The sequence below is a fragment of the Nitrospirillum bahiense genome (assembly GCF_007828025.1).
In the GTDB taxonomy this organism is placed as follows: domain Bacteria; phylum Pseudomonadota; class Alphaproteobacteria; order Azospirillales; family Azospirillaceae; genus Nitrospirillum; species Nitrospirillum amazonense.
The window spans coordinates 74,474-88,083 of sequence record NZ_VITO01000022.1; the positions used below are offsets into that span (position 1 = coordinate 74,474).

19 protein-coding genes are annotated in these 13,610 nt (G+C 64.1%); 7 read left to right on the forward strand and 12 right to left on the reverse strand.

Features of this window, described 5'->3' with window-relative positions:
* Positions 1–5 precede the first annotated feature (5 nt).
* From FBZ88_RS24600 to FBZ88_RS24615, 4 genes are all read right to left on the reverse strand, one after another.
* Positions 6–317: a DNA-binding protein gene (locus tag FBZ88_RS24600; RefSeq protein ID WP_211102788.1), complete on the reverse strand. Its 312-nt coding sequence runs from the start codon at positions 315–317 to the stop codon at positions 6–8.
* A 24-nt stretch (positions 318–341) separates the two neighbouring features.
* Complete coding sequence (locus FBZ88_RS24605) at positions 342–848, reverse strand: hypothetical protein (protein ID WP_145619705.1); 507 nt, start codon at positions 846–848, stop codon at positions 342–344.
* 238 nt (positions 849–1,086) lie between these two features.
* The gene (locus FBZ88_RS24610) at positions 1,087–1,581 is read right to left on the reverse strand and encodes a hypothetical protein (protein WP_145619706.1); all 495 of its coding nucleotides are present in this window, start codon (positions 1,579–1,581) and stop codon (positions 1,087–1,089) included.
* Complete coding sequence (locus FBZ88_RS24615; protein WP_145619707.1) at positions 1,574–1,816, reverse strand: hypothetical protein; 243 nt, start codon at positions 1,814–1,816, stop codon at positions 1,574–1,576. Before FBZ88_RS24615 ends, FBZ88_RS24610 begins: the two co-directional genes overlap by 8 nt.
* A 174-nt stretch (positions 1,817–1,990) precedes the next feature.
* Between FBZ88_RS24615 and FBZ88_RS24620 the strand changes: the two genes are divergently transcribed.
* From FBZ88_RS24620 to FBZ88_RS24640, 5 genes are all read left to right on the forward strand, one after another.
* Positions 1,991–2,203, forward strand: a complete 213-nt coding sequence (locus FBZ88_RS24620) for a helix-turn-helix domain-containing protein (protein ID WP_145619732.1) — start codon at positions 1,991–1,993, stop codon at positions 2,201–2,203.
* Positions 2,203–2,571 carry a helix-turn-helix domain-containing protein gene (locus FBZ88_RS24625; RefSeq protein WP_145619708.1) on the forward strand — a complete coding sequence of 123 codons (369 nt, stop codon included), beginning with the start codon at positions 2,203–2,205 and terminating at the stop codon, positions 2,569–2,571. Before FBZ88_RS24620 ends, FBZ88_RS24625 begins: the two co-directional genes overlap by 1 nt.
* A 548-nt stretch (positions 2,572–3,119) precedes the next feature.
* Complete coding sequence (locus tag FBZ88_RS24630) at positions 3,120–3,428, forward strand: hypothetical protein (protein WP_145619709.1); 309 nt, start codon at positions 3,120–3,122, stop codon at positions 3,426–3,428.
* A gap of 79 nt (positions 3,429–3,507) precedes the next feature.
* A complete protein-coding gene (locus tag FBZ88_RS24635; protein ID WP_145619710.1) occupies positions 3,508–3,900 on the forward strand; it encodes a hypothetical protein in 393 nt (130 codons plus the stop codon).
* 13 nt (positions 3,901–3,913) lie between these two features.
* The gene (locus tag FBZ88_RS24640; protein ID WP_145619711.1) at positions 3,914–4,186 is read left to right on the forward strand and encodes a hypothetical protein; all 273 of its coding nucleotides are present in this window, start codon (positions 3,914–3,916) and stop codon (positions 4,184–4,186) included.
* 66 nt (positions 4,187–4,252) lie between these two features.
* Here FBZ88_RS24640 and FBZ88_RS24645 read toward each other — a convergent pair whose 3' ends face one another.
* From FBZ88_RS24645 to FBZ88_RS24680, 8 genes are all read right to left on the reverse strand, one after another.
* Positions 4,253–4,636, reverse strand: a complete 384-nt coding sequence (locus FBZ88_RS24645) for a type II toxin-antitoxin system death-on-curing family toxin (protein ID WP_145619712.1) — start codon at positions 4,634–4,636, stop codon at positions 4,253–4,255.
* Positions 4,633–4,860 carry an AbrB/MazE/SpoVT family DNA-binding domain-containing protein gene (locus tag FBZ88_RS24650; RefSeq protein WP_145619713.1) on the reverse strand — a complete coding sequence of 76 codons (228 nt, stop codon included), beginning with the start codon at positions 4,858–4,860 and terminating at the stop codon, positions 4,633–4,635. The genes FBZ88_RS24645 and FBZ88_RS24650 overlap by 4 nt, the downstream gene beginning before the upstream one ends.
* 59 nt (positions 4,861–4,919) lie before the next feature.
* Complete coding sequence (locus FBZ88_RS24655; protein ID WP_145619714.1) at positions 4,920–6,116, reverse strand: site-specific integrase; 1,197 nt, start codon at positions 6,114–6,116, stop codon at positions 4,920–4,922.
* Positions 6,117–6,483: 367 nt separating this feature from the next.
* Positions 6,484–7,425: an aldo/keto reductase gene (locus tag FBZ88_RS24660; RefSeq protein ID WP_145619715.1), complete on the reverse strand. Its 942-nt coding sequence runs from the start codon at positions 7,423–7,425 to the stop codon at positions 6,484–6,486.
* A 2-nt stretch (positions 7,426–7,427) separates the two neighbouring features.
* Positions 7,428–8,915, reverse strand: a complete 1,488-nt coding sequence (locus FBZ88_RS24665) for an efflux transporter outer membrane subunit (protein ID WP_145619716.1) — start codon at positions 8,913–8,915, stop codon at positions 7,428–7,430.
* Between the two features lie 17 nt (positions 8,916–8,932).
* Entirely contained in the window at positions 8,933–10,387 is a 1,455-nt protein-coding gene (locus tag FBZ88_RS24670) for a DHA2 family efflux MFS transporter permease subunit (RefSeq protein WP_246138841.1), read from the reverse strand.
* 29 nt (positions 10,388–10,416) lie between these two features.
* Entirely contained in the window at positions 10,417–11,544 is a 1,128-nt protein-coding gene (locus tag FBZ88_RS24675) for an HlyD family secretion protein (RefSeq protein WP_145619718.1), read from the reverse strand.
* Positions 11,545–11,619: 75 nt separating this feature from the next.
* The gene (locus FBZ88_RS24680) at positions 11,620–11,991 is read right to left on the reverse strand and encodes a hypothetical protein (RefSeq protein ID WP_145619719.1); all 372 of its coding nucleotides are present in this window, start codon (positions 11,989–11,991) and stop codon (positions 11,620–11,622) included.
* A 259-nt stretch (positions 11,992–12,250) separates the two neighbouring features.
* Here FBZ88_RS24680 and FBZ88_RS24685 point away from each other — a divergent pair, with 259 nt between their 5' ends.
* Together FBZ88_RS24685 and mug are read left to right on the forward strand one after the other, a co-directional pair.
* A complete protein-coding gene (locus tag FBZ88_RS24685; protein WP_145619720.1) occupies positions 12,251–12,874 on the forward strand; it encodes a TetR/AcrR family transcriptional regulator in 624 nt (207 codons plus the stop codon).
* A 14-nt stretch (positions 12,875–12,888) separates the two neighbouring features.
* Positions 12,889–13,422, forward strand: coding sequence for a G/U mismatch-specific DNA glycosylase (gene mug / locus FBZ88_RS24690; RefSeq protein ID WP_211102789.1), 534 nt, complete (start codon positions 12,889–12,891; stop codon positions 13,420–13,422).
* Positions 13,423–13,610: the final 188 nt, after the last annotated feature.

The following is a 13,610-nucleotide window of genomic DNA, read 5'->3' on the forward strand; positions in this document are numbered from 1 at the left end:
GATGATCAGGTCCCGGCCTTGGGTGTGTCGTACTCGGAGGTGCTGGCCACCAGCTTGCCCAGGCGGGCGGTGGCCCAGGCATCCAATTGGCTGGTGGGATATAGCGGGCTCCTCCCCACAAGCTGGTAGCTGGGGCCGCCACCGACGCTGGCCAGCTTTGCCAATGTGGCGGGCTTGATGGCCAGGCCGTGAACCAAACCGAGGTAGTCGGCCGCTTCCCAGCGGCGCAGGCGGGGCTTACGGAGGGCGGGCGGCAGGCAAACCTCAGGCGTTTCCAGCCGAGGGGTTTCCCCCGGCTGGCTCATCGACATGATCATGGTTCGATCTCCTATCGGGGCGGATTACTCGGCGTCGTCTTCCTCGCCGAAGGTGTTGCGCTCCACGTCGATCGCATCCGCGATGATCTTGCGGACATGGTTGACGTAGAAGTCGATCGTGAACAGCACCGGGCCAACCCCGGGATAATGGGTGCCATTCTTGGTGTGGTCCGGGTCGTACTGAATCTTAACCTCGCCATTCAGGAGGCGAGCCGTAGGGGCGGTAAAGAACGAGCCATAGACGCCCTTGACGAACGTGATGCGGTCGTTGTGCTTCGCGTTTTCCAGACGGCTTTCCGTCGCAATCTGGCAGGACATCGGCCCAGCAACCGAAGCCGGGAGCCCCAGGTCGGTGAGCCGCGCGAAGAAGTACAGCGGCAGCAAATCCTCCTCATGGAAGAGCCTGGCGGAGCCCTTCATCGTGTGGGGCGCGCAGGGGTAGCTGCCGTTGGAAACGGCGTCGTTGAACTTCACACGGTCCAGGCCGGCGATGCGGCAGGCCAACGCGGCGCGGATGCGAACCTTAGACATGGGAATCTCTCATATGGCTGTAACTGCGATGGGCCAGTTATAGCAAAACCATAAGTACATTCCTAAAGCTTTTTTGGCATGGTTTTTACGCCGCTTCGACCTTTCCGCTTCTGACCACGTAACTTTTAATCATGGGGTCGTGGGTTCGAATCCCACCCCATCCGCCACCCAAGGAAACGGCAGGGCCGCAGCAGATGGCCGGCGTTCTTCGGGCCCAGGGCGACGGTGGGAAGGGCGGTCATGATACCGCCCTCTCATCGGCCATGAGGACGGCCTGAATCAGATTGCGGATCACCGGGCCCTCATCCGCCCCCAGAAGGCCCCAGCCGGCGCCATCAAAGACTTCCGGCGCCGGGATCTCATCATAGTAGACGAAGCGCTCCGCATAGGTTTCGCAACTGACCTGGGTAATGCAGTAGCGAAGTCCTGCCGCCAGGCCGGCCCAGGTGGTCCCGCCCTCGATGGCGTTGAACTCATCAAGCGCGGCTTGCGCCCGATCCCACGCAGCCAGCTTCTCGGGCGCCTCGTCGGAGCCCTCGTCGCGGAATTCCAACCAGATACGCATGGCAACCACGTGGCGCTGCCAAGCCGCCAGCCGGGCCGCGCCGGGGTCTTGGGCTGGTAGAGGGGCCGCCACATTGGCCACGATGCCCGCGGTGGGCGCCGCGACCGCCAGACCGGCCGCCAGCGCCTGCATGAACCGTCGGCGGTGCAAGGGGGATGCTTCAGCCATGGCGCAGGCCCTCCGTCTGAGCGGACGGCACCAGGCAGCCGCCGAAGATGTCGCCCAGCTCCTCCGCCGGGGCATCGTCCTCCAGCGACTCCGGCTCCAGGTCTTCCGCCGGCGCGTCACGGCGGTCCAGCTCGTCCATGAGCGCGTCGATGGCGGCGTGGATGATCGACCGCGGCATGCGGGCCAAGATCTGGCGCACACCGGGCAAAGGGGTGGTATTCTCGGAAACAGCCATCGGCCGTCCTCCTATCCAGGTCGGTTGTGGTGAGGCCGGGCGCGGGAGCTACTACCTTCCCGTCCGGCCGCTCATAACCTTGATCCAAGGTCAGAACACAGTTACGATAGCGCCATTCGCCCCCATGGGCAACAACTTCGTTACGGTGTTACGATGATTGCAGCACAAAGCCGGATGGCTCGGGCGGCCCTTGGATGGGGAGTCCGCGATTTGGCGTCTGCGGCAAAAGTATCCCCAGACACCATCGCCCGGCTGGAGCGCGGTGAGACGCTATATCCGCGAACCGTGGACGCCATCCGCGGCGCCCTGGAAGCCGCCGGCATCATCTTCATCCAGGAGAATGGCGAAGGGCCTGGCGTGCGTCTGCGGAAAACGGCGGCCGAATAATGGCCGATGCTGTTAGCCGGGCCAAGATCGCCAATTCACGCGCCCGATGGCGTTTGTTGGATACGATCGCCGAGTCTGATTTGGACCCGATGGTGTTCAGGGTCGCCTATCTCATCGTCGCCAGGATGGCGGTTCGAGATAAGCCGTATCGCTGTGCCTACGGCACGTTGGCGAAGCGGGCGCGATGCAGCGTGGATACGATCCGCCGAGCCGTTCAAACACTCAGTGAGAAAGGCTTCCTCCAAGTCACGAAAGGCGGCGGCCATACCTCCACCACCTTCAGCTTTGACTGGTCCAGATGGAGCGGCCCGGGCGACGATGAAGACAAAGGCAAGACCATCTCGGATGCCACCGATATCCCGTTTTGAGGCCCCAAAATGGCATAGGAAGAGGTGGCGTACATGCTAGGGGAAGGTAGCATGCATGCCCCCTCTGAGGTGGCATCGTTACCGGCCCTAAGGTTGCACGTATGCAACTCCGGAGGTAGCGTGTGTGCTATCCATATATCACAAGCACTACGGCAAGTTCCGGCATGGTTGTGGGGCATGCCAACGGCATGATGGATCGCGACGATTTTTGCGATCTGGCGAAATGGGCTGTAGCGCCGGCCGATGGGCGCCCCTGGAGAGCCCCGGTAATTGGGCGCCGGAGCCTTTCGAATAGAACATCGGCGGGCCAAAACACGCACATGCCAAGAACGGCCACCAGACGGGCTCTGGATGCGCTCTGTGTTTTCTGGCTAGGGTGGTAGCAGTCGACGCACCAGAGGCCATCCAGCAGCCGCCGGGCCGGCAGGAAACGGGTTTCAAAAACTGGTGTTCGGGATTTCCGCACTTTGGGCAGCCGTTCCCCCTTTGCCCCACTCGACCCGAGCCGCGCTGGCAGCATAATCATTCTCGCAAAACGGGAGGTTCAATTGCATAAGCTCGCCTTGGCGTTTAGCATTGCCGTAGTTGGCCTGTCCGCTAATGCGGTGGGCCAGGAAGCCAAGAGCGGTGGCGCGTATTGTGTCGCCGGCACAGCTCTGCTCATGAACGACAGTATGCAAGAGACCCTCAAGAAGGTCGGAGCCATGTGTCGGCCAAACGACATCATTGCGATTCCCCCCGGTGCTGGTGGGAACGACGCCATCGCCCAATTATGTGACTTCCGCCAAGCTATAGCCGTTTCCAACGGAACCACCTATTGCGCGATTGTCCCCGCTCGCCCACTTCGTAACAAGTGATCGATTGACACGGCGAGCATCATCCGCGTCGCCCCAGAGGCTACCGACGTCGAGTTCATCCCGAGAAAGGATAGGAAAAATGGCTGATGGATTCACTGAGATAAAAATAAAAGAATTAGATGATGAAGCATCTGCACCATCTGGTGTTGGGTCATTAATGCGGATTGTTCTCCGCTTGTCCAGCCATGCCCCCATAGAATGGGAAAACTATTTTAATGCGGCATGGGAACAGCACTTCTATATGTCAAAGCGACAAGCCTACGTTGCCGGTGATCGGCTTGAAATAATTTGCGCGCTTTCTAACCTCGAGAGCGAGCACATTCCTGAGTTAAAGAAGGTGATTGATGATACCAATCGCACATATCAAAATTACAAAATAGAACAAGATCGCATAGCTGAAGCGGAAGAGCATAAGCGGAGCCTGGAGAGGCAGGAGCTATCCGACCTAAAGGGGCGCCTTAAATTCGATTAAATGGAAAATCCTAATGGATGACGATACTTTCTTGAATATAACTACGCTTACCGCTCATGAATGGCGAGGCGTCGAACAGCTTGCCAACGCCATTTCTGAATTTGAACCTCTCGCCAAACGAGGAAATCTAGGCGTTGTCGTCGCCGAACGCCTGGTCGATCTTCGCTTGGCCGAAAAAGGACCGTGCTCACCCCGTTATGCCGCGATTGGTTACACGGAAGGTTATCGGTTGAGTGATCTGGGATGGAAGGTAAAGCAGCGAGGCAGGCAGGCCGGTCCTCGGTGAGGAGGCTCTATTCGCAGGCTGCATTAACATACAAAATTGCAAGGAATGGGCAAGGGTGTTGCGCGGTCAGCTCACGAGCCGCTGCCGGAACCAATCCGCCAACGCCTCCTCGCCAAGGGTCCCGCCGGCAACGGACTCCATGGTCTTGACGGCCTCCAGCTTGTCGAACTGGAGACGGTGCCCGTTGTCGGCCAGGAACAGGCGGGCAATGACCCAGGCCGTGCGCTTGTTGCCATCGGCGAAGCCATGGTTGCGGGCCAGGCCGAAGGCGTAGGCCGCCGCCAGCGCCGCGGCGTCGGGGGTGCCGTAGGCCGCAAGGTTCTGGGGCCGCGCCAGGGCGGACTCCACGGCGCCCCGGTCACGCACACCATCAAGGCCGCCGTGCTCGGCCAACTGCCGGTCATGGATCGCGTAGACCAGGGAGGGATTGACCCAGCGCCAGGTGGTCACTTGGCCAGCGCCCGGAGGATGTCCCGGTCCTCGTGCATGATCTCTTCCGCCAGCGCCATCTGACGTTCGAAGTCCGGGTCATAGGGCGTCAGGCGATACCCGCCATCCGGGCTTTCGGTCAGATAAACGGTGTCGCCCTTCTGGATCTTCAGCCGTGCCATGGCTTCCTTGGTCAGGATGAAACCGGCCGACGAACCAACGGTGGTGACTTTGAGGGTGAGCATGATGCGGCTCCTATCTATATAATGTTTGTTATATAGCTGGGGGCAGCAGGGTTCAAGGGTCATCCCCGCCCTTCCACCTTACCCCCCGCCTTCAGCGCCCCCATGATTCGCCCCTCCACCTTGTCGGACAGCTCGCGGAGCGGGTTGGCGTCCTTACTGACGTACCGGCCCGTCATGGCCAGGGTCTTGTGCCCCAGCTTGTCGCGGACCAGGAAGGCGTTCGCCCCCGTCTGGCCGGCGAAGGTGCCCACGGTGTGCCGTAGGTCATGCACGCGGGCGTCTTCCAAGCCGGCTTCCTTGCGCAGCTTCCGCCACATCACATCCACGGCGATGACGCCGATGTGGGTATCCGTCTCCCTGGACATCAGCACCCACGGGCCCGTGCGCTCCAGACCGGACAGGAAGTCGACGGCAGCCGCGCCGATGGGGTGCCGGCGCCCGCCCGCCTTGGCATCGCGGATGACCAGCATCCCCTCCCCTAGCTGGACATCCTCCCAGCGCAGCGCCACAGCCTCACCCACACGCATCCCGGTGAGCAGGAGCAGGGTGATAGCGGAAAGGGACGAGGACGCACCGTAGGCCTCCTGGCGGGCGTTTATGGCCTCGCCCAAGCGGGCGATCTCCTCCACCGACAGGAAGCGCTCCCGTTTCACCTCCTTGTAGCGCTCGATTGCCCGGCATGGGTTGGATGCGTCCGGCCGGAAACCCCATACCTCCGCCAGCGCCATCATCTTGGACAGGACGGCCAGCACATGATTTGCCTGCCGGGGCGTCTCCCGGAACTTGTGGTGCAAGGTGGCGACGTCCGCACGGGTGATCGATTCGACTGCCCTGGCGCCCAGCTCGGGCTTGATCACCTTCTCGACCAGGCGCGTTGCTTCCGCGACAGTGCTGGGCTTGTTCTTGGTGCCGGCGTGCTGGAGCAGGTAGCGGTCGGCCAGGTCCGCCACGGTGAACGCCTGGACCAAGCGGGCTCGCTTCTCCTCCACCGGGTTGCCGCCCAGGCGCACCCGGCCCAGCAGCCTCTCCGCCTCGGTACGGGCGGTTTCGGGCGTCCAGGGGGAGCCGTGACGGCCGATGGTGAACTTCTGCAGCGGCGTCGCCCGTCCGCCCATGCGGTAGCGCACCAGGTAGGTCTTCGTCCCCTTGGGCGTGACCTTCAGCAGGAAGCCCTTCAGCACCGTGTCGAAGATCACGATATCGACATGGCCGGGCTGCACCTGGTCGACCAGCTTCTTGGTGATTTTCGCTTGCATGGATCTACTCGTATTTTTTCAGGACCCACCGGGAGGTCTCACCGGGGACTCACCGTTTCGACAATCTGTGGGTTTTCCGTACAAGCGGGGAAAACTGAGCGTCGCCGGTAATAGACTGAAATTACACGAGTTTCGACACACGGAAAAGTGGGGAAAATGCTGGCAAAAAGGCGGTTATATAAACTGCAAATCCGTGAATCCGGGTTCGATTCCCGGCCGTGCCTCCAACTCCCTCTTTATATAAGTGTTGTTAAACGGCCCAAAGGTTGCGCAAAACGGCGCATAATCCTGCGCGATTCGGCGCACAGCCGGCCAGTCCAAGACGCGCGGCGTCCTGAACGCAGCCGGCGGCACGGGCAAGACCGGGCTATCTTGTCCGGGGGATGAAGCCGGGCACGCCGGTTTCGACCACCGTATTGAACCGGATGTTCGTCCCGATGTCGTAGCGCATCTCCTGCATGGCCGCTTCCGGCAGTGCCGTGATCTCGAAGTTTTCCCGTATATGGTCGGGATTGATCGATGTCGTCAGGAACGCGGTGCCCCGTTGCACGGCCCAGGCCAGCGCCACCTGCGCGGGCATCCGGCCAAGACGGGCCGCGATGGCGACCAGCACCTTGTCGCCCAGCACACGGGGTTCCATGGCGTGCCCCAAAGGCGCGAATGCCTGCATGAGGATGCCGTGCTGCCGGCAAAAATCGAGCAATTCCCACTCCTGCAGGTAGGGGTGGGATTCCACCTGCACCATGGCGGGCTTGATCCGGGCGATGGCGACGATGTCCCTCAGCGCCTCCAGCGTAATGTCCGACAGGCCGATCGAACGGCACCGTCCCTCCTCCACCAGGCTTTCCATCGCGCGCCAGGTGTCCGCCAGCGTGACATCGGGATCATAGATCACCTGCCCCTGCGCATCCCGCGGATCCTGCTCCTCACCTGGGCGAAAGGCGAAGGGCGTGTGGATGATGTAGCAGTCGATGTAATCGACCCCCAGCCGCCGGCAGCTCGCCTCAAAAGCGGGGCGGACGCGCTCCGGGCGATGGTTCGTGTTCCATAATTTGGTGGTCAGGAAGACATCTTCACGCTGAACCCCGCCCGTCCGAAACGCCTCCTGCAGCGCCTCGCCCACCGCCGCCTCGTTGCGATAGCGTTCCGCGCAATCGAAATGCCGGAACCCCACCTCCAAGGCGGCCTTGACCGCCCGTCTCGTGGCCGCGGCGTCGGGGATCAGGGTACCGAAGCCCATGACCGGGATCTGTCCCGCCCCATGGTCAGACGGGAAGGTCGTACGGAAAAACGTCTCATTAGTGGTCATGATCATGGTTCCTTGCTTGCGCTGGCCACACGCCCGTAAGAGCCGGAGGCATTGCCGCCGAGCGCGATGAAGAATTGCACCGTGTCCAGATACCGGGCCGTCTTCGCCCGGATCTGGCCTAACAGCGCACGTTGATGGGCCCGTTCGGCATCGAGCACCTGCAGGACACCTGTCTCACCCGCCCGGTAGCCGTCCCGGTTCAAGCGCAGGCTGGTCGCCGCGGCGGCCAGAGCCCGCTCTTGGGCGGAATACTCGTCGCCGTCGTGGTCGAGCGCCTGAAGCACATCGGCGACCTGTCCCAATGACCGGACCACGGTCCGCTGATAAGTCGCACGCGCCGCGATGTAGCCGTCAACCGCGGCCCGGCGGTTCGCTTCCAAGGCACCGCCGTGGAAAAGGGGACTGGCCAGGCCGGCGGCGACACCCCAAAGCGAATTGCCGGCCTGGAACACCGATGCGGGATCGGCACCGGCCTGGGTCAGCGAGCCGGACAAGGTCAGGTGGGGGTAAAGGTCGGCCGTGGCCACGCCCACGGCCGCGCTGGCGGCCCGCAGGGCGGCCTCGGCCTCAAGCAGGTCGGGGCGGTCGTGAGCCATTTCGGACGGCAGGCTGAGCGGCAGATCCGGCGGCAAGCTGAAATCATCCAGGTCGAAGTCCGGCACCCCCCCCTCCGCCGGCCCCTGCCCCGCCAGGACGGCCAGCGCGTGGCGCGTCGCGCCCCCTTGCTGGGCCAGCGGCGGCAACAGGGTCTGGTCCTGCGCCAGCTGCGTTTCAGCCAGTGCGACATCGGGCTGGGCGACACCGCCCTGCATGTGCGCCCCGCGCAGAAGGGCCAGCATGCGCTCGTCGTCGGCCAGCAAGGTCCGTACCGCCGCGATCTGGGCCCGTGCGGACGCCAGCAGAAAGGCTTGGCTCGCGACATCGCCGGTCAAGGTCAGATAGGCCGCCTCGAAACGATGTTTCTGCGCGTCGGCCAAGGCGCCCTGTTGCTCGACAAGCCGCTTCGTCCCGCCGAAAATATCAAGGTCGAAGCTCACCCGCGGGCCGACGGCATAGAAGTTGGCGGTCGCCGGTGTGGGCGCATTCGACCGGCCCCGGCCGATCTGGGCCCCCAAATCCACTTGCGGATAGAGATCGCCCCCCGCGGCCCGGACGGCCTCCGACGCCTGTGCTATCCGCGCGTCAGCGATCTTGAGATCGAAATTCCCGTCGATCGCCCCGCGCATGGTGAGGTTGAGCCGCGGCGAGCGGAACACCGTCCACCAGTCCCCGTCCAACGCTTCGCCAAGCTTGGTGCGCTGGTCGCCCGGCCGATCACCGCCAGAGGCGAGCCGGCTTTCCGCCTCGCGATCATAATGCGTCGATACCGGCGGCGCCGGCGGCGTGTAATCGGGACCGACGGTACAGGCCGGCAGGAGGACCAGCGACAAGGCCGCCGCCACCGCAGCCCGGGGAAGCCGCCCGTCAGGCAGGGATGCAAGGGACGCCATTTCACGGACCTCCTGGATTAGCGGTTGGCGGAGCGCGGCGCGCGGAGCAGTGCGACGAGCGGGCTTACGGCCAGCACCGCAAGCATCAGGATCTTGAATTGGCCGATGATGGCGACCGTGGCCGCCTGGCCGGTGACCATCTCATTGAACCGGGCCAGCGTCGGTCCGGCGGCCTGCGCCAGACCGTGGGCCGCGGCGCGATAAGGCGTCAGGTCCTTGGCCAGCGCCAGGTGCATGGCCTGAGTGTTGCCGTAGAAGAAAATCTGGACCACCGCGATGCCGATGGTGCTGCCGTACAGGCGCGACAGGTTGAAAAGCGCGGCGCCGTCCGGGTGGAACTTGCGATCGAGCGTGCTGAACGCCGCCCGCCCCAGTGCCGGCAGCAAGATGCCAAGGCCCAGGCCCTGCAGCAGGCCGGCGATGGCAACCGGCCGCCAATCCATCGCCGGCGAATAGCCCAGCATGCGCCAGTTGGCGTACGCCACCAATGCCATGCCAATCAGGAGAGGGACGCGGTTATCCACACGCGCCGGCATCCGGCCGGCCAGCATCAGGGCCCCCACCAGCGCGACGCCGCGCGGAATGGCCATGTAGCCGGTGGTATCGACCGGATATCCGAAGAGTTCCTCCAGCATCGGCGACGTCAAGGCCAGGGTCGGTAGCAGGACGAAACCAGCGGCGAAGACCATGATGACCGACAGGACGAAATTGCGGTCCCTGAACAGCGCCTTGTCCAGAAAGTGTGCCTGCGCCGTCAGGACATGGATGACGAAAAGATAGAAACCGAGTGCGGCGGCGATGGCCTCCACCCAAATCTCCGGCGCGGCGAACCACTCCAGGCGCTCACCCCGGTCGAGAAGCATCTGCAGGCCGACGATGCCCAGCGAAAAGGCGGCCCAACCGAAGAAATCAAAGTGCGGGTTCCGCTCGGCTTTCTTCTCCGGCAGCCAGAGCGCCATCGCCAGGAAAACGAACCCGACCAGCGGCAAGCTGACGTAAAAGATGGAGTGCCAGCCGTGATAGTCGCTGAGCCATCCGCCGAGGGGCGGGCCGCTGCTGATGCCGAGCAGCGTGCATGCCGCGTGCGTCACGCCGACCTGGGCGTGCCGCGCCGGTGGCTGCACATCAAGCAGGAGTGCCAGCGCCAGGGGACCGAGCGGGCCACTCGCCGCCCCTTGGATGATACGGGCCAGGACGAACTGTGTGGAGGTCCGCGCCAGGACATCAAACACGAGGCCGGCGGCGAAGACAGCGATCGACCACTGGAAGAGCGCCTTCCGCCCGAAGCGGCCGGCGAGCCAGCGCGTCATGGGCAGAACGACGATGCCGGCCGTGACATAGGAGGTGAATATCCAGCCGATCTGATCATCCGCCATCGACAGCGTGCCCTGCATGTGCGGCAGGGCGGCATTGGGGATGGATATGTTGACGCCCTGCATGAAGGTCGCCGCGAAGGCCGCGATGGTGAGCACACGGCGGCCTTCAGATGGGGGGCCAGCGGTCATTTGGCGCCCCCCGCCCCGGACGCGGACTCAAAAGGTGCGAACCAGTTACGCCGGTGGGCGGTATCGACCCGGGCCGTGACGCTGATGCCGGAGAACAGCGACCCGTTTGGTGTCGGGCCATCGAGTTCCAGGCGCACCGGCAGGCGCTGCACTACCTTGACCCAATTGCCGGTCGCGTTCTCAGGCGGCAGGGCCGCGAAATCCGACCCCGTGCCCGGGCTCATGCTGACGACATGGGCGCGGAAGCGGCTGTCGGGAAAGGCATCGATGCGGATGGTCGCGGACTGGCCAGGCTTCATATGGGTCAGGTCGGTTTCCCGGAAATTGGCTTCCACCCAGACATGCTGGCTGGACAACAGGGTGAACACGGGCGCGCCGGGGGTGACGAAGTCACCGACCTGCAGCTCATCGACCCGTGTCACGATGCCGTCGTCGGGCGCGGTCACGGCCGTGTAGGAGAGGTCGAGCCGGGCCCGGTCGAGTTCGGCCCTGGCCGCACGCACAGACGGGTGGCGGTCGATTGCGACATCCGGATCCCCGTCCAGGGCGACCACGGTGCTCGCCATTTGTTGCTCCAGGGATGAGATGCGCCGGCGTGCGACCTTTAGGTCCGTCTCCGCCCGCTCATAAACGGCGCGCGAGGCGAAATCCGACGCGACGAGCGCCTTCTTACGGGCATAGTCGCGATCATAGAATTCGGCGGAGTCCCTGGCAGACTGCAGCTCCGCCAACTGTTGACGGTAGGTCGCCTTCAACGCGCCGATCTGAAGGCGCGCCGTGTCGAGCCGCGCCTCCGCTTGGTCGACCACCAGGCGGTAAGGCTGGGGATCGATCTGGAACAGCAGTTGCCCTTTGCGGACGCGCTGATTGTCCCTGACGGCCACGTCGACAGCCTGGCCACCAACACGGGCGTTGACCGATTCCTTGGCCATGCGGACGAAGGCGTCGTCGGTCGAAACATAGGGTTCGTCGGCGATGTACAGCCGGGCGCCCACCGCGGCCAGCACCAGAGGGAACGCCACAAACAGGGGCAGGCGCAGTCGTTCCCTGAGGCTCTTCCCCGACTTCGCCGCCCCCGTCGTGGGCGGGTGAACATCAAGCGGCCTTTCGATTTGCGCGTCCATCGCGGGACCTCTCGTTCGAGGATGGTTGATCCGGCAGCCGCGCCCCCTGCCACGGGGACGCGGGCCGGAACCAGGTCAATTGGGGGCCAGGCGGGCCTGGATCAGCGCGCCTTCCAGGTTGGTGGCACAGCGGGCATAGCCCGCGCTGCCGGGCAGCAGGCCGACCTCGGCGCAGGCGGAGCTGCCGCCCGGCGCGCTATGCCGCTCTGCGGGCAAGGCCACAGCCAATGCCTGTTCCAGCGTGCTGACGCAGGCGGCATAGTCCACGTCGTTGATCGTCAGGCCCAGGGTCTGGTGGCAGGTGTGCCGGACGGCGGCGGCGTCCCCGGCCGCGATCGGCGCGGTGGCCGCCGCGGCGAAGGCAGCCGGAGCGCCCAGAACCGCCGCCCCCGCCAGCATGGCGGCGGTGATGTATTTGATCGAATTAGACAAAGTCCGGGTGTTCATGGCCTTTACTCCATGGTCGAGTGGGTCGGATTTTCAGTGGGGTGATCTTCAGCGTCGCCCATGACGGCGACGGGCGGTCGCCTCAGCCGGGGGGGCTGGAGCCGGAATGCCGAGGCGCCGAATGGCACGTCGGCGGCCCTTCACGTTGCGCGTTCATCATGGAACCTCTTTCAGGAAGGCGGCACCGCGCCGCCCTTGTTTTTGTACTGCTCAGTATATATATCCATCCCAAGACCCGCGTCAAAGGATTTTATGCGATATGGTACAAAAAAAAGATGGCGACGAAGCGAAGCGTCGCGGCCGCCCCCGCGCCTATGACCCGGAGGAGGCCCTTCGGCGGGCGATGGACGCATTCTGGAAAAGCGGCTACTCCGGCACCTCGCTCGATGACCTTTCCGCCGCGACAGGCATGAACCGGCCCAGCCTCTATGCCGCGTTCGGCGACAAGCGCTCGCTCTATCTCAAGGCGTTGGCTTATTATTGGCAGGTCGCCCTGGGCACCATGCGCGCCGATCTTGCCCAGGACAGGCCCTTGGCGGATTCGCTGATGCGGGCCTATGAGGGGGCCCTGTCGATCTATTTTTCGGGAGACGATCGCCCGCGCGGCTGTTTCGTGGTGGGCACCGCGGTCACGGAAGCGATGGAGGACGCCGAAATCAGAGAAAGCCTGATGACGGGCTTCCTGGAATTCGACGCGGACTTCGAGGCGCGGTTCCGGATGGCGCGGGACAATGGCGAGCTGCGGGAGGACGCGGACCCGGCCACGCTGGCGACGCTCGCGACCGCGGTGATGCACACCATCGCCATCCGGGCCCGGACCGGCACCCCTCGCGCCGATCTTGCGGAATTCGCCCGCAAGGCAGTCCGTGCCATTTGCGGATGACGGTGACCCCAACATTGCCGGACATCCTGGCGCCCGACCTGGACGTCGTCTTCTGCGGCATCAATCCTGGCCTGGCCGCGGCGGCGGCCGGCCACCATTTCCTCGGCCGGGGAAACCGTTTCTGGCGTGTGATCCACCTCGCCGGCTTCACACCGGTGGAAATCCGGCCCGAGAACGACCGGTCGATCTTGCAATACCGGTGCGGACTGACAGCCGTCGTTGATCGCCCAACGGCCCAGGGGGCACAGGTGGCGGTGCAAGAGTTCGTCGCCGCAAGCGCACGGTTCGAACGAAAGATCACGCGTTATGCGCCACGCTTTGTCGCCTTCCTGGGAAAGGCCGCCTATGCCGCCCTGTCCGGCCAGGCCGCCCCCGCGTGGGGCCCTCAGGAGCAACTTTTTGGCGGGGCGACCGTGTGGGTTCTACCGAATCCCAGTGGGCGGAACCGGGCCTTCACCGTCGAACAGTTGGTGAGCGCCTACCGCCGTCTCCATTGGGCGGTGGCCGAAGACCGGCAAAGCGGTATGCCTCTTGCCACTCGGCCATAGGCGCGCCGTCCGTCGTGATTCGGCCGCAACGCCCCTGGCCTCATGCCCCTCCCACGGTATCCGCGATGGAACCAGCGGGCGGGGATCTCGGTTGCCACCGCCGAGACCACCGTCCGCGTCCCCTTTCCCGGTTTTCCGACAGGGCGTCGCATGGCGGCGCGTCCCCCGCAAAATATTGTCATATCAAA

Bases quoted from the DNA above. Each gene is read 5' to 3' on its own strand.
- FBZ88_RS24665 (WP_145619716.1), bottom strand. From the start codon at position 8,915: ATGGCGTCCCTTGCATCCCTGCCTGACGGGCGGCTTCCCCGGGCTGCG.
- FBZ88_RS24660 (WP_145619715.1), bottom strand. From the start codon at position 7,425: ATGACCACTAATGAGACGTTTTTCCGTACGACCTTCCCGTCTGACCAT.
- FBZ88_RS24655 (WP_145619714.1), bottom strand. From the start codon at position 6,116: ATGCAAGCGAAAATCACCAAGAAGCTGGTCGACCAGGTGCAGCCCGGC.
- FBZ88_RS24610 (WP_145619706.1), bottom strand. From the start codon at position 1,581: ATGGCTGAAGCATCCCCCTTGCACCGCCGACGGTTCATGCAGGCGCTG.
- FBZ88_RS24650 (WP_145619713.1), bottom strand. From the start codon at position 4,860: ATGCTCACCCTCAAAGTCACCACCGTTGGTTCGTCGGCCGGTTTCATC.
- FBZ88_RS24640 (WP_145619711.1), top strand. From the start codon at position 3,914: ATGGATGACGATACTTTCTTGAATATAACTACGCTTACCGCTCATGAA.
- FBZ88_RS24680 (WP_145619719.1), bottom strand. From the start codon at position 11,991: ATGAACACCCGGACTTTGTCTAATTCGATCAAATACATCACCGCCGCC.
- FBZ88_RS24675 (WP_145619718.1), bottom strand. From the start codon at position 11,544: ATGGACGCGCAAATCGAAAGGCCGCTTGATGTTCACCCGCCCACGACG.
- FBZ88_RS24685 (WP_145619720.1), top strand. From the start codon at position 12,251: ATGGTACAAAAAAAAGATGGCGACGAAGCGAAGCGTCGCGGCCGCCCC.
- FBZ88_RS24620 (WP_145619732.1), top strand. From the start codon at position 1,991: ATGGCTCGGGCGGCCCTTGGATGGGGAGTCCGCGATTTGGCGTCTGCG.
- FBZ88_RS24625 (WP_145619708.1), top strand. From the start codon at position 2,203: ATGGCCGATGCTGTTAGCCGGGCCAAGATCGCCAATTCACGCGCCCGA.
- FBZ88_RS24615 (WP_145619707.1), bottom strand. From the start codon at position 1,816: ATGGCTGTTTCCGAGAATACCACCCCTTTGCCCGGTGTGCGCCAGATC.
- FBZ88_RS24605 (WP_145619705.1), bottom strand. From the start codon at position 848: ATGTCTAAGGTTCGCATCCGCGCCGCGTTGGCCTGCCGCATCGCCGGC.
- FBZ88_RS24600 (WP_211102788.1), bottom strand. From the start codon at position 317: ATGATCATGTCGATGAGCCAGCCGGGGGAAACCCCTCGGCTGGAAACG.
- FBZ88_RS24635 (WP_145619710.1), top strand. From the start codon at position 3,508: ATGGCTGATGGATTCACTGAGATAAAAATAAAAGAATTAGATGATGAA.